The organism is Streptomyces sp. DS1-CR2, from assembly GCF_055760475.1.
In genome coordinates this window covers 2,611,161-2,630,983 of the sequence record NZ_CM147085.1, presented here as the reverse complement: position 1 = coordinate 2,630,983, position 19,823 = coordinate 2,611,161, and the positions used below count along the sequence as shown (strand labels likewise).

The window sequence follows — 19,823 nt, the reverse complement described above, 5'->3', positions numbered from 1 at the left end:
GCACCATGGGCCCCATGAACATCATGCTTTTCCACTCGACGTACGGCCTGCGTCCCGCCGTCCGAGACGCGGCCGACCGGCTGCGGGCCGCCGGACACGAGGTGTGGACCCCGGACCTCTTCGAGGGCCGCACCTTCGACACCGTCGAGGACGGCATGGCCTTCAACGAGGAGATCGGCAAGGACGAGCTGCTCAAGCGCGCCATCCTCGCCGCCGCTCCGTACTCCGAGCGCGGGCTCGTCTACGCCGGCTTCTCCCTCGGCGCCTCGATCGCGCAGACCCTGGCCCTCGGCGACGAAAAGGCACGCGGCCTGCTGCTCCTGCACGGCACCTCGGACATCGCCGAGAACGCCTCCGTGGACGAACTGCCCGTACAGCTGCACGTCGCCGAGCCCGACCCGTTCGAGACGGACGACTGGCTGAGCGCCTGGTACCTCCAGATGGGCCGGACCGGCGCCGACGTGGAGGTCTACCGGTACGCGGGCGCCGGCCACCTCTACACCGACCCCGAACTGCCGGACTACGACGCGGAGGCGGCCGAGGCCACCTGGCGGGTGGCGCTCGGCTTCCTCGATTCGCTCTAGGCCGTACCGCCGTCCGCTAGCCCGCGCGGTACGCCGTCCAGCTGTCCTTCATCCGCTGCACCTGGCCCGCGGTGAACTGGTACATGCAGGAGTCGTACGTGTAGTCCATGAAGTTGTGGATCGGGTCGACCCCCGTCTTGTTGGTGCAGGTGTCGCGCCCGGTCGGGCACTCGAACGCGGCGCTCTTCTCGGCCGGGGTGTCGGAGACGTAGTCACCGTTGCCGTTACAGCCGCCCTGGAACGTGTGGTACAGCCCCATCCAGTGGCCGATCTCGTGGGTGCCCGTGTCGCCCTGGTTGTAGTTGGTGGCCGAGCCGCCCGGCAGCGAGGTGTCCAGGACGACCACACCGTCGTCGGACGGGTTCGACTTGTACGAGGACGGGAAGGTCGCCCAGCCGAGCAGGTCCTGGCCGAGGTTGGCCGTGTAGAAGTTGAGCGCGCCCGCGCCGCCCTTGCGGAGCGAGGACTTCATGGACTTCTCGGCGGCGGAGCCCGGCGTGATGCCGTTGTACCAGGCGGCGTTGTCCGTGTAGTCGGTGCCGGCCAGCGTGAACGTGAAGCCCGAGTCGTTGTTGCCGGTGCCCTGGCCGCTGTAGGCCGCGTTCAGGACGTCGATCTGCTGGGCGATGTCGGTCGACGTGAGATTGCCGGTCGCGCCGTCGTGGATGACGTGGACGTAGACCGGGATCGTGGTCGATGCGGCGGCGAGGCCTCTGGAGAGGGTGCCGTCGGCGCGCATCCTGTCGAGTCTGCGCTGCATGTCCGCGTCCATGGACTTGGCCTTGGCCGCGCTGACCTCGTTCGGCTCCTGCGCGTGGCCGGCGCCGGTGGGCTTCTTCTCGCGTGCCACGGCGTTGCCGCTGTCGGCGCACTTCTGCGCGGAGGCCGACGCCTTGGCGGTGGCGGCGCTGCCCGACGGGGCGGACAGCGGGGCGATCGCCAGGGTTCCGGCCACCAGCGCGGTGCCGACCAGCCGGCGGCGCATCAGCGGAGATATTCGGGCAAGCGTGGTCATGCGGACTCCTCGCGGACGGGTGGGGGAGGAACTTCCTCGCCGCCGCGGGGAGATTACGTGGCCATGTCAGTCCTTGAAGAGCGAAGTTCTGGCCCAATCAACTACCGCTCTTCCTCCGGCAATTCGGGGCAACGGGAAGAAATTTTCTTGTGGCGTCCGGAGTTTGAGATCCGTACGTAACGGGAGCGGTTACCGCGACGGGTGGTGTGTCCGCATTCGATCCGCGGACACCACCACCCGCCGTAGTGCTGTGATCTGTTCTTAACGCGCCGATGAGTGGCCGGAATTGGCCTTTCGTCCGCCACCCGAGGTTCGGCTCAGCGCACCGGCGCGTTCACCCGCTCGACCTTCTGTGCGCCGCTGAGTGTCCGGTAGGAGCGGGCCCAGGAGGTCGTCGCGGCTCGGTCCGTGCGGTCGGAGACGATGTAGTAGTCCATCTGCGAGCGTTCGGCGGTGACATCGAGGACGCCGTAGCCGTGCGCGTCCATGTCGAGCCATTTCACATGGCGGTTGGCCGCCTTGATGGCGCCCTCCGCCACCGTCGAGACGGTGTTCGGAGCCACGTGCAGGATGTCGTCGAGGTTGTCGGAGGTCACCGACGTGACGACGAACTCCGTGGCCGCGGACGGAGAGAGGGGATACGTTCCGGCCGTCACCGGTACGTCGTTCGCCCAGGCCATGTGGATGTCGCCGGTGAGGAAGACCGTGTTGCGGATCGCGTTGTCCCGCAGGTGCCCGATCAGCTCCTTGCGGTCGTGCGTGTAGCCGTCCCACTGGTCGACGTTGATCGCGAGGCCGCCGGTCGGCAGGCCGAGCAACTCGGCGAGCGGCTCCAGCAGATGGGCCGGCAGCGAACCGAAGGCGACCGGCGAGATCATCACCGAGGTGCCGACCAGCTTCCACGAGGCGTCCGACGCGCCGAGGCCCGCCTTGAGCCAGTCGAGCTGGGCGCGGCCGGTGATGGAGCGCTCGGGGGAGTCCACGTCGCCGTTGCCGACGGTCGACTGCTGGGAGCGGAACGAGCGCAGGTCGAGCAGGTGCAGATCGGCCAGCTTGCCGAAGCGCAGGCGGCGGTAGACGGTGCCAGCGGTGGACGGACGCACGGGCATCCACTCGAAGTACGCCTGCTTGGCGGCCTGCTGACGCGCAGCCCAGTCGCCCTCGGTGCCGGGCGTGTGGTTCTCGGCGCCGCCCGACCAGGCGTCGTTGGCGAACTCATGGTCGTCCCAGATGGCGATCAGCGGGTGCGCGGCGTGCACGGCCATCACGTCGGCGTCGGTCTTGTGCAGGCCGTGGCGCACGCGGTAGTCGGCGAGCGTGAGGATCTCGTGCCGCGGTTCGTGCTGTCGTACGACGTACTTGGCCTCGGGGTACTCGCCGGTCTTGTACTCGTAGATGTAGTCGCCGAGATGGAGCACCGCGTCCAGGTCGGTGCGGGCGGCGAGATGGCGGTACGCCGAGAAGTAGCCGGCCTCCCAGTTGGCGCAGGAGACGACGCCGAACCGGACGCCCGCGGCCTGCGCGTCGAGCGCGGGCGCCGTGCGCGTGCGGCCCACGGGGGAGACGGCGCTCTGAGTGCCTTCTACGGAGAAGCGGAAGTAATAGACGCTCGCAGGGAGCAGGCCCCTTACATCGGCCTTGACGGTGTGGTCGGCGGACGCCCGGGCCGTGGTGGTGCCGTGGGCGACGACCTGGCGGAAGTCCTTGTCCTGCGCGACCTCCCAGCGGACGTCCGTGTCGGGGTCCTTTCCGGAGCCGGGCACGGCATCGGGGGTGGGCGTCACGCGCGTCCACAGGAGGATGCCGTCGGGCAGCGGGTCGCCCGACGCGACGCCGTGCAGGAAGGCGGGTCCGTCCGCCGCGTGCGCGGCGTGCGCGGTGGCGAGCGGGGCGAGGGCTGCGGCGCCGGCCGTGGCGGCGGCTGCCTTCACGACCGAACGGCGGCGCGGGGCAAGGGAATCGGCCGTCCCGGCTGCGGTGCCGAGAGGTCCGTCTATCTTGAGTCGACTGGTCACGAGCGATCACATTACTGACCAGTAAAAGCAAAGTGTGGGCGAACTCCGAAGAGTTCGCCCACACTTCGACCGCGCGTCAGCCGGCCGGACCGTCCATGCGTCAGGCCTTGAGGGCCTTGTCGATCGCGGTCGTGTAGTCGGCCACGTTCATCGGGGCGTTCCCGTCGGGCCCGGTGAGGGTCTTGCCGTCCATCTTGAGGGTCGGCGTGCCCTTGACGTCGCTGTCGTCGAACTTCTTCGACATGGTCAGCGCCCACTTGTCGTAGGTGCCGTCCTTGACGTCCTTCTGGAACGCCTTGTTGTTCTTGAGGGCGTCGACGGTGTTCGCCACCTTGATCAGGTAGGTGTCCTTCTGGAACTTGTCGTCCGTCTCATCGGGGTGGTTCGCCTTCGAGTACAGCGCGGTCTTGTACTCGAGGAACGCCTCCGGGCTGACGTTCAGCGCGGCGCCCAGGGCGCTGAGGGCGTTCTTGGAGCCCTCGCCGTTGTCGCTGTTGTCGATGAACGTCGCGCCGATGTACTGGATCTTGTACTTGCCGGTCTCGACGTCCTTGTCGACGTTCGAGCCGACGGTCTGCTCGAAGGTGGCGCAGATCGGGCAGCGCGGGTCCTCGTACATCTCGAGGGTCTTCTTCGCGCTGTCCTTGCCGATGACGACCGTGGTCCCGTTCTTGCCCGACGTGTTCGCGGGCGCGACCAGCTTGTCGTCCTTCGCGGCCTCCCAGTAGCTGGGCTTGTTGGCCTGCATCACGGCGAAGCCGATGCCGCCCGCTATCGCGAGGACCGCGACGATGGCACCGGCGACGGTCACCTGCCGCTTCGCCTTCTCCTTCTTCGCCTGCTTCTCGCGCTCGACGCGAAGCCGCTCTCGGGCGGCCCTCTTCGCGGCCTGGCTGTTCCTCTGGCTCATGATCGTTCTCCGTGTGGGTTCTGCGAAGTCTTCGGGGGGACTGCTGTGCCGGGCCCGGCCTCAGGCGGCCAGGGCCACGCACGGCGGTCCGCGCCGTCCCACGGAGTGCGCCCACAGCTGCGTACGCGCGGCCCGCACCCGGCGCGAGGGGCGCCGCGGCAGGCGGCGTACGGGCTCCAGGTGGGCCCGCACCGCGGCGAAGGCGATCAGCAGCGGCCGGAAGGTGAACCCGGCGACCGCGCGCAGCAGCTGGGCCAGCGCCTGCTCGCCGCGGCGCAGCCAGGCGGCGGCAAGGAGGCCGACGGCCACATGCGCGCCGAGGAGCAGCCAGGCGGCGGCAGGGTCGGTGTGCGCGAGGAGCGTGGCGGACTTGTCGGTGTGTCCGCCGGTCATGCGGGCCAGCGGCGTACCGACGCTGCCGCCGCACAGGACGTCGAGGCCGACCGCCCGCAGCGGCCCGGCCACGGGCCCGCCCGCCGCGCCGTAACAGACGTGCTGGCCCGTGGTGAACACCGTGTCGGCGGCCAGCTCCAGCGGCACGAGCAGGGCCGCGATCCGGCCGAAGCTCCGCTCGCGCCCCGCCAGCGCGTACGCGAGGACGAAGACGGCGAAGGCCGTGGCCGCCACCGTCACCAGCGGAAGGGGGACCCGGGACAGCAGGACGTGCGACGCGGCGGAGAGCGTCACGACGAGCGCCGTGAAGAGTGCCGCGCGCACGGCTCTGAGCTGGGTCCCGGATATGTCGTCCATCGCGGAGGAGTGTGCCATGCGTTCCTGTAAGGGACCCCTAAAGGGTCGCTGTGTGTTACGGGAGCGTTGTCGGCCCCTGCGGCCTACAGGCCCGGGATCCGGCCGTTGCGGAAGAGGTCCACGAAGATCTGGTGGTCCGCACGCGCGCGTGCCCCGTAGTCGTGCGCGAAGTCGACCAGCAGACCCGCGAAGCCGTCCTCGTCCGCCGCGATGACCGCGTCGATGGCCCGCTCCGTGGAGAACGGCACCAGGGACTGCCCGGACAGGTCGTCGGCCGCCGCGTGCATCGTCGCCGTGGCCCGGCCGAGGTCGGCGACGACCGCCGCGATCTCGTCCAGGTCGTCGATGTCCGACCAGTCGAGGTCCACCGCGTACGGCGACACCTCGGCGACCAGCTGCCCCGAGCCGTCCAGCTCGGTCCACCCCAGCCACGGGTCCGCGTGCGCCTGGAGAGCGCGCTGTGAGATGACCGTGCGGTGGCCCTCGTGCTCGAAGTAGTCCCGGATCGCCGCGTCCGTGATGTGCCGCGACACGGCCGGGGTCTGCGCCTGCTTGAGGTAGATCACGACATCGTTCTCCAGGGCGTCGCTGTTGCCCTCCAGAAGGATGTTGTACGAGGGCAGACCCGCGGAGCCGATGCCGATGCCGCGCCGCCCCACGACGTCCTTCACGCGGTACGAGTCGGGGCGGGTCAGGGACGACTCGGGGAGCGTCTCCAGATACCCGTCGAAGGCCGCGAGGACCTTGTAGCGCGTGGCCGCGTCGAGCTCGATGGAGCCGCCGCCGGGCGCGAAACGGCGCTCGAAGTCACGGATCTCCGTCATCGAGTCGAGCAGCCCGAAGCGCGTCAGGGAGCGGGCGTCGCGCAGCGCGTCCAGGAGCGGGCCCTCGGCGGTGTCCAGGGTGAAGGGCGGCACCTCGTCGCTCTTCGCTCCCGTCGCCAGCGCGTGGATCCGCTCGCGGTAGGCGCCCGCGTACGTGCCCACCAGCTCGGTGATCTGCTCGTCACTGAGTGCCTTGGAGTAGCCGATCAGCGCCACGGAGGCGGCGAAGCGCTTGAGGTCCCAGGTGAAGGGGCCGACGTACGCCTCGTCGAAGTCGTTCACATTGAAGATCAGGCGGCCCGTGGAGTCCATGTACGTACCGAAGTTCTCCGCGTGCAGATCGCCGTGGATCCACACCCGGCCCGTACGGTCGTCCAGGTACGGGCCGCCGTGCCGCTCGCGCTCCAGGTCCGCGTAGAACAGGCACGCCGTGCCGCGGTAGAAAGCGAAGGCGGACGAGGCCATCTTCCGGAACTTGACCCGGAACGCCGCGGGGTCGGCGGCCAGGAGCTCGCCGAACGCGGTGTCGAAGACGGTGAGGATCTGCTCGCCGCGCTGCTCAGCGGTGGGCTGCGGGACCGACATCGCGGGGTGCCTCCTGGTGCGGGCTGTGTCCGTCGGGGGTGACGGCGGATGGTGACCGTGGATCGTGAATGGGGGACAGCTGTCCTGCTCTGTCCAACGCACGACCGTACCCCCGAGTGCCCGCCCGCCCGTCACCCGACCTCCGCCCTTTATCGGGACGCTGCGCGCCGCAGTGTTCATCTCGGATGTCAGTGGCCACCCGTAGACTTCCAAGCTGTCCCCCGAGGCTGACCGCTGCCCGTCACCGGTCCGTTTCCGTCCGTTCTCGTTGGAGGCCGAAGCCGTGTCAAAGCCGCCGTTCACGCACCTGCACGTCCACACCCAGTACTCGCTGCTGGACGGTGCCGCGCGGCTCAAGGACATGTTCAACGCCTGCAATGAAATGGGCATGACGCACATCGCCATGTCCGACCACGGCAACCTCCACGGGGCGTACGACTTCTTCCATACGGCGAAGAAGTCCGGGGTCGTCCCGATCATCGGGATCGAGGCGTACGTCGCCCCCGAGTCCCGGCGCAACAAGCGCAAGGTCCAGTGGGGCCAGCCGCACCAGAAGCGGGACGACGTCTCCGGTTCGGGTGGTTACACGCACAAGACGATCTGGGCGGCGAACAGCACGGGCCTGCACAACCTCTTCAAGCTGTCCTCGGACGCGTACGCGGAGGGCTGGCTGACGAAGTGGCCGCGCATGGACAAGGAGACGATCTCCCAGTGGTCGGAGGGGCTCATCGCCTCGACCGGCTGTCCGTCCGGTGAGCTCCAGACGCGCCTTCGCCTCGGCCAGTTCGACGAGGCGGTCAAGGCGGCGGCCGAGTACCAGGACATCTTCGGCAAGGACCGGTACTTCCTGGAGCTGATGGACCACGGCATCGACATCGAGCGCCGGGTCCGCGACGACCTGCTGCGGGTCGGCAAGAAGCTCGGCATCCCGCCCCTGGTGACGAACGACTCGCACTACACGTACGCGCACGAGGCGACCGCGCACGACGCCCTGCTCTGCATCCAGACCGGCAAGAACCTCTCGGACCCGGACCGCTTCCGCTTCGACGGCACGGGCTACTACCTCAAGACGACCGACGAGATGTACGCCATCGACTCCTCGGACGCCTGGCAGGAGGGCTGCGCCAACACGCTCCTGGTGGCGGAACAGATCGACACCACGGGCATGTTCGAGAAGCGCGACCTGATGCCCAAGTTCGAGATCCCGGACGGCTTCACCGAGGTCACCTGGTTCCAGGAAGAGGTCCGGGTCGGCATGAACCGCCGCTACCCGGGCGGCGTCCCCGAGGACCGGCAGAAGCAGGCCGAGTACGAGATGGACATCATCATCCAGATGGGGTTCCCCGGGTACTTCCTGGTCGTCGCCGACTTCATCATGTGGGCCAAGAACAACGGGATCGCGGTGGGACCGGGCCGTGGTTCGGCGGCCGGTTCGATCGTCGCGTACGCCATGGGCATCACCGACCTCGACCCGATCACGCACGGACTGATCTTCGAGCGGTTCCTCAACCCCGAGCGCGTCTCCATGCCCGACGTCGACATCGACTTCGACGAGCGCAGGCGCGTCGAAGTGATCAGGTACGTGACCGAGAAGTACGGCGCCGACAAGGTCGCCATGATCGGCACCTACGGAAAGATCAAGGCCAAGAACGCGATCAAGGACTCCGCGCGCGTCCTCGGCTACCCGTACGCGATGGGCGACCGCCTCACCAAGGCGATGCCCGCCGATGTCCTCGGCAAGGGCATCGACCTCTCGGGCATCACCGACCCCGCCCACCCGCGCTACAGCGAGGCGGGCGAGATCCGCGGGATGTACGAGAACGAGCCGGACGTCAAGAAGGTCATCGACACCGCCAAGGGCGTCGAGGGCCTGGTCCGGCAGATGGGCGTGCACGCCGCCGGCGTCATCATGTCCAGCGAGCCCATCGTCGACCACGCCCCGCTCTGGACGCGGCACACCGACGGCGTCACCATCACGCAGTGGGACTACCCGCAGTGCGAGTCGCTCGGTCTGCTGAAGATGGACTTCCTCGGCCTGCGCAACCTCACGATCATGGACGACGCCGTCAAGATGGTGAGGGCCAACAAGGGCGTCGACCTGGAGATGCTCAGCCTGCCGCTGGACGACCCCAAGACGTACGAGATGCTCTGCCGCGGTGACACGCTCGGCGTGTTCCAGTTCGACGGCGGCCCGATGCGCTCCCTGCTCCGCCAGATGCAGCCGGACAACTTCGAGGACATTTCCGCCGTCTCGGCCCTGTACCGGCCGGGCCCGATGGGAATGAACTCGCACACGAACTACGCGGAGCGCAAGAACGGGCGCCAGGAGATCACCCCGATCCACCCGGAGCTCGAAGAGCCGCTGAAGGAGACCCTGGGTCTCACCTACGGCCTCATCGTGTACCAGGAGCAGGTGCAGAAGGCCGCCCAGATCATCGCCGGCTACTCGCTCGGCGAGGCCGACATCCTGCGCCGCGTGATGGGCAAGAAGAAGCCCGAGGAACTGGAGAAGAACTTCGTCCTCTTCCAGGCCGGCGCCAAGAAGAAGGGCTTCTCCGACGCGGCGATCCAGGCCCTGTGGGACGTCCTGGTGCCGTTCGCCGGATACGCGTTCAACAAGGCGCACTCCTCCGCGTACGGCCTCGTCACCTACTGGACCGCCTACCTCAAGGCGAACTACCCGGCCGAGTACATGGCCGCGCTGCTCACGTCGGTGAAGGACGACAAGGACAAGTCCGCGGTCTATCTCAACGAATGCCGCCGCATGGGCATCAAGGTCCTCCCGCCGAATGTGAACGAGTCCGAGCACAACTTCGCCGCCCAGGGCGATGACGTGATCCTCTTCGGCCTCTCCGCCGTGCGTAACGTCGGTACGAACGTGGTCGAGTCGATCATCCGCAGCCGCAAGGCGAAGGGGAAGTACGCCTCCTTCCCCGACTACCTCGACAAGGTCGAGGCCGCCGCGTGCAACAAGCGCACCACGGAATCGCTGATCAAGGCAGGCGCGTTCGACACGATGGGGCACACCCGCAAGGGCCTCACCGCACAGTACGAGCCGATGATCGACAACGTCGTACAGGTCAAGCGCAAGGAGGCCGAGGGGCAGTTCGACCTCTTCGGCGGCATGGGCGAGGAGGACAGCAGCGAGCCGGGCTTCGGGCTCGACGTCGAATTCTCCGAGGACGAGTGGGAGAAGACGTATCTCCTCGCCCAGGAGCGCGAGATGCTCGGCCTGTACGTCTCCGACCACCCGCTGTTCGGACTCGAGCACGTGCTGTCCGACAAGGCGGACGCGGGCATCGGCCAGCTCACCGGCGGCGACTACTCGGACGGGTCGATCGTCACCATCGGCGGCATCATCTCCGGCCTCCAGCGCAAGATGACCAAGCAGGGCAACGCCTGGGCCATCGCGACCGTCGAGGACCTCGCCGGCTCCATCGAGTGCATGTTCTTCCCGGCGACGTACCAGCTGGTGTCGACCCAACTCGTCGAGGACGCCGTCGTGTTCGTCAAGGGCCGCCTCGACAAGCGCGAGGACGTGCCGCGCCTCGTCGCGATGGAACTCATGGTCCCCGACCTGTCGAACGCCGGGACCAACGCGCCCGTGACGATCACCATCCCCACGGTGAAGGTGACCCCGCCGATGGTCAGCAGGCTCGGCGAGATCCTCAGCCACCACAAGGGCAACAGCGAGGTGCGGATCAAGCTCCAAGGGGCCCGTAAGACAACGGTGCTGCGGCTCGACCGGCACCGCGTGCAGCCCGATCCCGCGCTCTTCGGCGACCTCAAGGTGCTGCTCGGGCCGTCCTGTCTGGCGGGCTGAGGCAGCGGGCTGCGAGGCCTGAGGCGTGGGCGGTTACGTGAGTGAGGGGCGTTCCCGGAAGATTCCGGGAACGCCCCTCACCGTGTGCCCAAAGGGCTACCTGCCTTGCGGAAGGCGTCAGTTGTGGCCGAAGCGGCGCTGGTGCTTACGGGCAACGTCCGCGGGGGTGCCCTGAGCCTGCGACTGCATCTCCGACTGGGCTTCCATACCGGCCGACTTGGCCTTCTCGGACGCCTGCTCGGAGGTGGAAGCGCGGCTGCGCTGGTCGCCCTGCTTGCGGTTCTTGTTCTTGGCCATGGTGACTGCCTCCTGCGGGGGGTCTAGGGGCCAGGGCCGGATTCAGATTCACATATGCTGACGAGGCACGCATTTCAGAGAATTACCGTGCGTAATAAGCGCTGTCAGCGCGTTGTTCGGAGCCGCATCGGGAGTTCTGTGAGCGGGCCGCTTCGGGAATTCGTCCGATCCGCCACGCCGAAGATCGAGTTCGGGCCGTTAACCTCCGCGTGGTCGGGCAGACTCGAAGGAAACCCGAAGCGAACCCGCGATCGTCGACACCGTGGGACCTCCGGACGCCGGTAATTCAGCGAAAGAGGGTGGATCGCGTGGACCGTTGCATCGTCCTGGTGGACGCCGGTTACCTGCTGGGGGCCGCCGCGAGTCTCCTCGCGGGGGAGCCGTCCCGGTCCCGGATCACCGTCGATCACGTCGCCCTCATCCAGGGGCTGCGTGAGCGCGCCGAATCCGACACCGAGCGGCCACTTCTGCGGATCTACTGGTTCGACGGGGCACCGGACCGGGTGCCCCAGCCCGAGCACCGCCGGCTCCGCGTGATGCCCCGTGTGACCGTGCGGCTCGGTGCGTTGACGCGGAGCGACGGGCGGTGGGCGCAGAAGGGGGTCGACGCGGCGATGCACGCCGAGCTGACCGAACTCGCCCGTAACCGCGCTTGCTCCGACATCGTGCTCGTCACCGGCGACGGTGATCTGCTGCCCGGCATGATGGCCGCGAAGGAGCACGGGGTCGCCGTGCATCTGTGGGCCGTACAGGCCGCCGACGGCGACTACAACCAGTCCGAGGACCTCGTCGCCGAGGCCGACGAGCGGCGTGTGCTCGACCGGGCCTGGATCACCAAGGCCGTGCGGGCCAAGGAAGTCGGCGGGATCTGTGCGCCGCAGCCCGCTCCGCGGCCGGAGATCGCGGCGATTCTGTCCGCGCCGCTGCCCGAGTCGGCGCTCGCCTCCGCGGCGGGGCGCTCCGCGGATCTGTCCGATGTGCCGGGGGGCGGCGGCGCCTCCGTCCCCGGCGGGGGGCCGGGGGGTGCCGCGGCGGGCGCTGACGGTGCCGATCATGGTGTGGCCGCGCGTGAAGGTGACGGTGGAGGGGCCGAGGACGAGCGGGGTGGCGTGGGGAAGGGCGTGCCCACGCCCAAGGACCTCGCGGCCCTGCGGGGGCCCGGTGCCGCTCCTGGGCTCGGCGCGCATCCTCAAGTCCATCCCGCGCAGCACCCCGCCAACGCGACGCTGCGGTGGTCGTCCGACAAGGGGTGGGTCGAGCGGCCCGGGGTCGTGGGGGAGTCCGCGGACGCGGCGTCCCTGCCGACGCTGGCGCAGCTGACCACCGCGGAGCAGCGGTGGGCCGACCGCGAGGAGGACATCACCACCGTCGGGGGTGACCCCTTCGAGGTAGGGCAGGTGTTCGCCCGGCGGTGGATGGAGCGGCTGGGGGACCAGGTGCAGTTGCAGAAGCTGTCCACCATGTATCCCCGGGTGCCGCATCGCATTGACGGGGAGCTGCTGCGGTATGCCGCGCGGTTCGGGCTCCTTGCCCATAAGGACGATCAGATCGACGAGCACGATCGGTATGCGATTCGGGCCGGGTTCTGGCGCGAGGTCGATGTGCGTAGCGCTGCGGAGCGGGTGAGCGCGGAGTAGCGGGTTGCTGCCGAGCGGGGGTGGGGCGGTCTTGCCTTGGGTGGTGTTCTCGGCGGGTGCGGGTGCGGGTGCGGGTGCGGGTGCGGGTGCGGGGTGCCGGGTGCCGGCTTGTTCTGGGGTTCTGCTCGTGCCGGTGGGGGGTGCGGGGCCGGGCCGGTATGTCCGTCCTCGCTTGGATGGTTCGGCGTTGGATTTCGTGCGCGTCAGTAGTGTGTGCCGGCTCCGGGCGGACATACCGGCCCGGCCCCTCCCGTTCGCTCGCGGGTGCGGATGCTTCGGGGCCGGGGGTCCTGTCCCTCGGGCCTTGTACGTGGGTGGGTGCGGGGCGCGTCCCGATTTCGGTGGCATGTCTACCCGGGCGTCGTCGGGAGGGTGCGACCCCGTAGTCTCGTCCTTCGTGAGTACGCGCACGGCACAGGCGGCCCCCAGAGGGCGACGGGGGGATGTGGTGTGCGTCGTGCGGGATCTCGTGCGTACGTATCCCGCCACCCGCGGGCGTCGCGGAGCGCCCGGGAGCGCTGCGATCCGGGCCACCGACGGGGTGTCCCTCGAGATCCGGCGCGGGGAGATCTTCGGGCTGCTCGGGCCGAACGGCGCCGGTAAGTCCACCCTCGTACGGCAGCTGACCGGGCTGATGCGGCCCGACAGCGGGAGCGTCGGGATTCTGGGGCACGACATCGTCCGGTATCCGGAGCGGGCCTCGCGCATCCTGGCCTATCTGGGGCAGGAGTCGAGCGCTCTGGACGAGCTGACCGTGTCGCTCGCCGCCGAGACGACCGGGCGGCTGCGGGGGCTCGATCTGCGTACGGCCCGCGCCGAGCGGGACGCCGTGGTCGAGGAGCTGGGGCTCGGGGCGATCGCGTCGCGCCCCCTGAAGAAGCTTTCCGGCGGGCAGCGGCGGCTTGCCTGCTTTGCTGCTGCCCTTGTGGGGGAGCGGCCGCTGCTTGTGCTGGATGAGCCGACCACGGGGATGGATCCCGTCGCCCGTCGGGCCGTCTGGGCCGCCGTCGACCGGCGGCGGGCCGAGAGCGGCGCCACGGTGGTGCTGGTCACCCATAACGTCATCGAGGCCGAGACCGTGCTCGATCGCGTCGCTGTTCTGGACCGTGGGCGCGTCATCGCCTGCGACACCCCGGCCGGGCTGAAGGAGAAGGTCGCCGGCGAGGTGCGTGTCGAACTCGTGTGGCGGGAACGGGCGCCGCTCGATGTGCCTGCCGTCGCCGCGCTGCGGGCTTTTGCCGTCGAGTCCGGGCGCCGCTGGTCGCTGCGGCTCGGCCCCGACGAGGCGCGGGCCGCCGTCGCCGCCGTCACCGGCGGCCCCGCGTTCGCCGCCCTTGACGATTTCTCCCTGACCACGCCGAGCCTGGAAGATGTGTATCTGGCGCTCGGCGGCGAGGCCAAGGGGCTGGTGAAGTCTTGAACACGGCAGCCCCCATGGACGTAGTACCGGACGGAACAGTCACGACAGGAGTCGCGCACCGTGAGTGTCGTACCTGCTGAGGTCCTTCAGGGCGGCGCCCGGGCGGGCGCGAGCGGGCCGAGCGCCGAGGCTGACGCCGTCGGTGAGCTCGCCCCGAGGGCCCGGCTCCTGCCGTCCCTCGCGGCCGTGTACCGCGCTCAGCTCTCGCGGGCGCGTGTCGCCAGGATCCCGCTGCTCTTCGTCGCCACCTTCCAGTCCGTCGGCATCATGATCCTGATGCGGGGCGTGGTGGACGGGGGCCGGGAGGCCCAGGCCGTTGTCGCCGGGTCCAGCGTGCTGGTTGTGGCGTTTGTGGCTCTGAATCTGCTCGCGCAGTATTTCGGGCAGTTGCGGGCCGCCGGCGGGCTCGACCACTACGCGACACTGCCCGTGCCGCCCGCCGCCGTGGTGCTGGGCGCCGCCGGTGCGTACGCCTCCTTCACCGTGCCGGGGACCGTGGTGACCGCCGTCGTCGGCTGTGTCATGTTCCAGCTCCCGCTCGCGCACCTGTGGGTGCTCGCCGCCGTCATCCCGCTCGCCGGTGCCGCGCTCTCCGGGCTCGGCGCCGCACTCGGGCTGCTCGCGCCGCGGCCCGAACTGGCCACGCTGCTCGGCCAGTTGGGCATGTCCGCGGCGCTCCTGCTCGGCGTCCTGCCGGCCGACCGCATGCCGGGGATCATCCAGTACGCGCGCGATCTGCTGCCGTCGACGTACGGCGTCGAGGCCTTCGCCCGCACCTTCGGGGCGCATCCGGACTGGGGCGTCGTGCTCCTCGATCTGGGCGTCTGCGCGGGCGTCGGCGTCGCCTCGCTGGCCCTCGCGACCTGGGCATACCGCCGGGCAGCCGTCCGGTGACGCGCGGTTCGCGGGCGCCTGGCACGATGGCAGGGTGACCGCACCGCTGACGCCACGACCCCAGCAACCCCAGCACGACCCATGGCAGGCCTCCGGGCCCGCGGGTGCTGTGCCGTCGCACGCTCACGAGCACCAGGAGGACGGGCCAGGGATGAGGACCGAGTTGCGGGAGGCCGCCGTCGTCACGGTCACGCTGGCTGTGTGCGGGCTGCTCCTGGGCGCGCTGTGGATGTGGCTCGCGCCGCACGTGCCGCTCGTCGCGGACGCGCAGGCCGTCTACCTCAAGGACACCGAGGGCGAGCAGGCCGTCGGCGTCGACGGGACGTTCACCCTGCTCGGCGTCGCGTTCGGCGTGGTCAGCGCGGTCGCCGTTTTCCTGTGGCGCAAGCGCGGCGGCGTACCGCTCGTCATCGCCCTGGCCCTCGGCGGACTCCTCGGCGGGCTTCTCGCCTGGCGGTTCGGGATCTGGCTCGGCCCGACGCAGGACGTGGCGGCCCACGCCAAGGAGGTCGGCAAGGGCGTCACGTTCGACGCGCCGCTCGAACTCAACGCGAAGGGCGCGCTCCTCGCCTGGCCGCTCGCCGCGATGATCGTCCACCTCGGCCTGACCGGCCTGTTCGGGCCCCGCGATCCCGACCCGTACTTCGACACCCACTACCCGCAGGACACCCCTCCGGCTCCCTGAGGGCGGCTCTCAGGCGGGCCTGCGCCCGTGATGGGCCTTGTGCTTCCTGACCCGCCACTTCCGCTTGCGCGTCCTCTTCGACATGTCCTCGGTACTTAGCCGAGGACATGTCGTACGTCGAGAGGTGGCGGGGATTCCGGGTTGCCGGGCGCCGGCGGCGTCAGGTGCGGCCGATGGGGGCCAGGACCGCGGACGTGAGCGTCGCCAGGTCCGCGGGGGCCAGCTCCACCTCCAGGCCGCGGCGGCCCGCCGAGACACAGATCGTGTCGTGCGCCCGCGCCGAGTCGTCCAGGACCGTACGCAGCTTCTTGCGCTGGCCCAGCGGGGAGATGCCGCCCCGCACATAGCCCGTGGTGCGCTCCGCCGCCGCCGGGTCGGCCATCGCGGCCCGCTTGCCGCCGACCGCCGTGGCCAGGGCCTTCAGGTCGAGCTGGCCGGCAACGGGCACGACGGCGACGGTCAGCTCGCCGTCCACGTCGGCGACGAGCGTCTTGAACACCCGGTCGGGGGAGACGCCCATCGCCTCCGCCGCCTCGTCCCCGTACGAGGGATGGGCCGGGTCGTGCTCGTACGCGTGCGTCGTGAAGGGCGTCCCCGCGGCGGTGAGCGCCACGGTCGCGGGAGTTCCCCCGGACTGCTGCTTCTTGGACTTCTTCGCCAACGCCCTCATGCCTTACGTCAGTCGGGACCGGCCACGTCAGTTGAGGCTGGTCGCCTGCCGGGTCAGGTCGCCGGCCGGCAAGGACGGCAGATTACGGATGATCGCCGTCTCGGCGCGAAGGAGTTTCAGCTCGTCGCGCAGGCGCGACGCCGTGTCCGGAGCCTGGAGGAGGCGCTGCTTCGTCGGCACGTCGAGGACGGCCGCCGCGGCCACCAGGTACGACACGACGGACGGGTCGTCGGGCAGGTCGGCGCCGGTGGCCAGGGAGCGCTCGCGGGCGCCCGCGAGACGCTTCTGGTAGGAGCGGAAGGCGCGCAGCACCCCTTCGGCGAGGGCGCCCGCCTCGTCGCCCGGCTCCTCGGGCAGCTCCTCGACCTCGGCCGTCAGATAGGCGCCCGACGCGTCGACCGAGTGCACCTTCACGCGGGTCGTGCCGGTGGCGAGCACCTCGAAGCTGCCGTCGGCGCGCTCGCGGATCGTCGCGGCGTCGGCGATGCAGCCCACGCCGTGCAGGGCCTTGATCGGGTCGACGCCGAAGCCCGCGGCCGGGCCCGCCCCGGCGGCGGTCTTCGCTGCCTGGTCCGGCATGCCCGGGGCGCTGGGCGCGACCTCGTGGCCGTCGCGGATCGCCACGACGGCGAACCGCCGCGGCTCGTCGGAGTCGGCGGGGTCGCCGGAGGCCTCGGAACCCCCGGAGGAGGTCTTCAGCAGGTCGCGCATCATGGCGCGATAGCGCTCCTCGAACACGTTCAGCGGAAGCACGAGTCCCGGGAACAGCACCGAGTTGAGCGGAAAGAGCGGAAGCCGGACGGTGGTCACGACGGTCAAGCCTAATGGGAGCCGGAGGCGAGAGGTCCGCGACCGGTGTCGCGGCCGCGGAGCGTACGGGCCGCGGCGACCTCGATCCGTACGCCGTCGCGCAGTTCCAGGAACTGTCCGAGCGGGTCGTGCGAGATCCGGTCCCAGGGGAACGACGTCGCGTACGGGCCGGTCAGGCGCAGCTGTTCGAGGGCGTCGGACCAGCGCTCCAGGCGGACCAGGACGTAGGTCAGGAGGTTGCGGACCTCGGCCGGCCAGGGGTCGTCGGCGGTGTACTCGCGGGACAGGGCGATCGCCAGATCGGCGGCCTCGTCCAGGCGCTCGCGGGGCACCTTCGCGGCCGGTCCCGGGCCCTCCTCGCTCGTCAGGTAGGCGAACGCGGCCCGCACCGGAAGCGCCTGCACGAGGGAACCGGGCAGGGCGTCCTGCGCCGCGCGCTCGGCGAAGTCGAAGCACTCGCGGTGCGAGCCGTACCAGGCGGCCGACAGGTACTGGAGCGCCGACACATGGCAGCCGTAGTGGTGAGGCGAGCGGCGCACGGCCTCGGCCCAGAGCTTCTCGAAGACGGTGTGCGAGGCGTTCGTGCCGCGCGCGTGGTCGAGGGCGACCCGCCATGGCACCGGGTCGCCGGGGTCGCCCTCGGCGGCGGCGGTGATCAGCGGCGTCACCTCGCGAAGGAGCTCGGCGCGGGCGGGCGACTCCCAGCCGCGCGCGACCTCCAGCTCGGCCTTGACGAGGAGGGCGTCCGGGTCGTGGGGCGCCGCGAACCGCCAGTCGTCGAACCATTCGCCGCGCGATCTGGCGAAGGCGGCGAGCCGGGTGACGTAGCGGTCCCTGTTCTCCCACTCGCCGGCCTCGCGGGTGGCGGCGAGCAGCTTGGCGGCCGCCTCGTACTCGCCCCGGCCCGCGGCGACGAGCGCCGACGCGAGGCGTTCGTCGGGGACGTCGAGGAGGACGTCGTCGTCGGCGGGCAGGCCGGCCGCGAGACCCGAGGTGTGGCGGACCATCCGCGCGGTGCGGATGAGGGCGCGCAGCAGTGCCAAGGTGTGGACCCCGCTCCCCGTGGCTCGGTTGATGGTTGCGCTGGGATGACGGCTGAAATGCGCCCATGGTTGCCCGCGGTCCGGCAAAAAATGCGAGGGTGCCCGGTCAGTTTCTGCGGAGCAGCCGGGTGGCCCCCGCGGCGACCGTCGTGGCGAGGATCCAGCCGAGCAGGATCAGCGCGGTCGCGGCCCACTGCCAGCCGCCCCGCAGCTGCCAGTAGCCGTCCTGGCCCAGGTCGATGACGGGCAGGATGAGATCGAGCGAGAAGAGCGCCGGACTCCAGTTCGGCGACTCACCCGGTTTGATGGCCGGATGTGACGAGTGGGAGAAGGCCAGCGTGCTCGCCGCCCACAGCACGGCCATCCACACCGCGGCCCGCCCCGGGCGGTACCCGTAGGCGACCGTCCAGTCCTGGATGTATCCCCAGATCTTCGCGGCGGGCGGCAGCGTCTCGCGGCGGCGGCGCTGCTTGGCGAGCAGCACCTCGCGCGCGTCGGCGTCCTCGCCGCTGTTGCGCAGCACGGCCGCGAGCTTCTCGTACGGCTCCGGGCTGTACTCCGGAGTCGCGGCCGACAGCCACTCCAGACGCCGCGTCAGCGGGAACGGGCCGGTGGGGATCAGGTTCTCGTACGTGAAGCCGCCCACGCGCAGACCGCCGGGGCCCGGCCAGCTCGCCGCCCTGTCGATGAGGTTGACGACCTTCGCGCCGGACAGGACGATCCGCCCGCGCTGCGGGCGCTCGCACAGGAAGCGCAGCTCGGGCGTCTGGATGCGGCGCAGCGACACCTCCTGGTCGTCCTCCAGATGGAAGCGTGCCTGGTCGAGGTCGAGGGCGTCGCCGAACCGGCCGTCGTCGAGCCGGACCCCGCCCTGGCACTCGAAGCGCTGCACTCGGGTGCCCTGGGCCGGTGTCGTGCCGCTGCTCTGGAGCGGATTGCCGACACCGGCGGGGGTCAGATACAGGGACCGCTCGACCGTCAGCTGCGGCGCGTTGAGCGCGCGGCGCCCGTACGCGTTCGAGAGCCGGCTGCCGCGCAGGCTGAGCGACACGCCGATCTGCGCGCCGCGCAGGCTTACCTCGCCGTGCGTCTCCAGCATCTCGGCCTGGAGGTCCTGGCCGACGGACATGCCGTCCGCCATGATCGACTTGCCGCGCCGGTCGCGGTACACGACGGCCTGGTTGAGCAGCAGGTCCGTGCCGATGTGCGCGTCGGTGAGGCGTACGCCGCTGTGGAAGCGGCAGCGCGGCAGATGCAGATCGCCCTCCGTGTGGACGCGGGCGCCCTCGAGGCGGGGGATCGAGCAGTCGACCAGGCGCAGGGTGGTGAAGCGCGCCTCGGGAAGCAGGATCTCCTTCTCGAAACGGCACTGCTTCATCTCGACGTACGGCACGACCCCGCCGCCCGCGACGTCGAGCACGTCGGTGATCTGTACGCCCGTGAGCTTGAGCGACGCGACACGCCCCGACAGCGCGGGCGGCCCGTCGAGCAGCAGCCAGGCCACGATCCGCGCCCGCACGCTGCGGCCGGGCCCCCAGGCGTGTCCGCCGTGCGGGTCGTCCACGTCCGGATCGCCCGAGCTCAGGTCGTAGACACTGCCGTTGCGGAAGGCCTGCCACATGCCGATCTCGGTGCCCGTGAGACCGTCCGGCGGGTCACCGATGCCGGTACCGTCGACCACGACTCGTCTTCCTCCCCGTAGACCCCCGGATCCTCACGAAGCCCCGTACGTCCCGGTACGGCTCCGCTACTCGTGGGTTTAGTACAACTGTTCATGCCCGCTGAGTGACGGGCTGAACGCTACTGGTGAAGGTCATCCTCCGGTCTCGGGCGGTGATCCGTATCAGCCATTGATACGGAC

The 19,823-nt window shown here is 70.1% G+C and carries 16 protein-coding genes; 6 read left to right on the top strand and 10 right to left on the bottom strand.

What is annotated here, in order from left to right:
* Nucleotides 1–14: 14 nt before the first annotated feature.
* Nucleotides 15–584: a dienelactone hydrolase family protein gene (locus tag ACY0PA_RS12965; RefSeq protein ID WP_266565256.1), complete on the top strand. Its 570-nt coding sequence runs from the start codon at nt 15–17 to the stop codon at nt 582–584.
* Between the two features lie 16 nt (nt 585–600).
* Here the strand turns inward: ACY0PA_RS12965 and ACY0PA_RS12960 are convergent, their stop codons facing one another.
* From ACY0PA_RS12960 to ACY0PA_RS12940, 5 genes are all read right to left on the bottom strand, one after another.
* Nucleotides 601–1,599, bottom strand: coding sequence for a zinc metalloprotease (locus tag ACY0PA_RS12960; protein WP_473084761.1), 999 nt, complete (start codon nt 1,597–1,599; stop codon nt 601–603).
* 317 nt (nt 1,600–1,916) lie between these two features.
* A complete protein-coding gene (locus ACY0PA_RS12955) occupies nt 1,917–3,596 on the bottom strand; it encodes an alkaline phosphatase D family protein (RefSeq protein ID WP_473086306.1) in 1,680 nt (559 codons plus the stop codon).
* A gap of 118 nt (nt 3,597–3,714) precedes the next feature.
* A complete protein-coding gene (locus ACY0PA_RS12950) occupies nt 3,715–4,524 on the bottom strand; it encodes a thioredoxin domain-containing protein (protein WP_473084760.1) in 810 nt (269 codons plus the stop codon).
* A gap of 60 nt (nt 4,525–4,584) precedes the next feature.
* Nucleotides 4,585–5,292, bottom strand: coding sequence for a hypothetical protein (locus ACY0PA_RS12945; protein ID WP_473084759.1), 708 nt, complete (start codon nt 5,290–5,292; stop codon nt 4,585–4,587).
* A 65-nt stretch (nt 5,293–5,357) separates the two neighbouring features.
* Complete coding sequence (locus tag ACY0PA_RS12940; protein ID WP_473084758.1) at nt 5,358–6,683, bottom strand: DUF2252 domain-containing protein; 1,326 nt, start codon at nt 6,681–6,683, stop codon at nt 5,358–5,360.
* A gap of 283 nt (nt 6,684–6,966) precedes the next feature.
* Between ACY0PA_RS12940 and dnaE the strand changes: the two genes are divergently transcribed.
* A complete protein-coding gene (gene dnaE, locus ACY0PA_RS12935; protein WP_473084757.1) occupies nt 6,967–10,506 on the top strand; it encodes a DNA polymerase III subunit alpha in 3,540 nt (1,179 codons plus the stop codon).
* A gap of 117 nt (nt 10,507–10,623) precedes the next feature.
* Here the strand turns inward: dnaE and ACY0PA_RS12930 are convergent, their stop codons facing one another.
* Nucleotides 10,624–10,803, bottom strand: a complete 180-nt coding sequence (locus tag ACY0PA_RS12930) for a hypothetical protein (RefSeq protein WP_473084756.1) — start codon at nt 10,801–10,803, stop codon at nt 10,624–10,626.
* 308 nt (nt 10,804–11,111) lie between these two features.
* Between ACY0PA_RS12930 and ACY0PA_RS12925 the strand changes: the two genes are divergently transcribed.
* The 4 genes from ACY0PA_RS12925 to ACY0PA_RS12910 all read left to right on the top strand — a co-directional run bounded on the left by ACY0PA_RS12925 (nt 11,112) and on the right by ACY0PA_RS12910 (nt 15,439).
* Nucleotides 11,112–12,440, top strand: coding sequence for an NYN domain-containing protein (locus ACY0PA_RS12925; protein ID WP_473084755.1), 1,329 nt, complete (start codon nt 11,112–11,114; stop codon nt 12,438–12,440).
* Between the two features lie 448 nt (nt 12,441–12,888).
* Complete coding sequence (locus tag ACY0PA_RS12920; protein ID WP_326778712.1) at nt 12,889–13,860, top strand: ABC transporter ATP-binding protein; 972 nt, start codon at nt 12,889–12,891, stop codon at nt 13,858–13,860.
* A 60-nt stretch (nt 13,861–13,920) separates the two neighbouring features.
* Nucleotides 13,921–14,754 carry an ABC transporter permease gene (locus tag ACY0PA_RS12915; protein ID WP_406107344.1) on the top strand — a complete coding sequence of 278 codons (834 nt, stop codon included), beginning with the start codon at nt 13,921–13,923 and terminating at the stop codon, nt 14,752–14,754.
* A 34-nt stretch (nt 14,755–14,788) separates the two neighbouring features.
* Nucleotides 14,789–15,439 (top strand): AAA family ATPase, encoded by a 651-nt coding sequence (locus ACY0PA_RS12910; RefSeq protein WP_473084754.1) that lies wholly within the window; start codon nt 14,789–14,791, stop codon nt 15,437–15,439.
* Between the two features lie 160 nt (nt 15,440–15,599).
* Here ACY0PA_RS12910 and ybaK read toward each other — a convergent pair whose 3' ends face one another.
* The 4 genes from ybaK to ACY0PA_RS12890 form a co-directional block, all read right to left on the bottom strand.
* On the bottom strand, nt 15,600–16,100 hold the full coding sequence (gene ybaK / locus ACY0PA_RS12905; protein ID WP_383096472.1) for a Cys-tRNA(Pro) deacylase: 501 nt from the start codon (nt 16,098–16,100) through the stop codon (nt 15,600–15,602).
* 36 nt (nt 16,101–16,136) lie between these two features.
* The gene (locus tag ACY0PA_RS12900) at nt 16,137–16,919 is read right to left on the bottom strand and encodes an LON peptidase substrate-binding domain-containing protein (protein WP_473084753.1); all 783 of its coding nucleotides are present in this window, start codon (nt 16,917–16,919) and stop codon (nt 16,137–16,139) included.
* Between the two features lie 11 nt (nt 16,920–16,930).
* Entirely contained in the window at nt 16,931–17,926 is a 996-nt protein-coding gene (locus ACY0PA_RS12895) for a hypothetical protein (protein ID WP_473086305.1), read from the bottom strand.
* Nucleotides 17,927–18,068: 142 nt separating this feature from the next.
* On the bottom strand, nt 18,069–19,643 hold the full coding sequence (locus tag ACY0PA_RS12890; RefSeq protein ID WP_473084752.1) for an oxidoreductase: 1,575 nt from the start codon (nt 19,641–19,643) through the stop codon (nt 18,069–18,071).
* Nucleotides 19,644–19,823 lie beyond the last annotated feature (180 nt).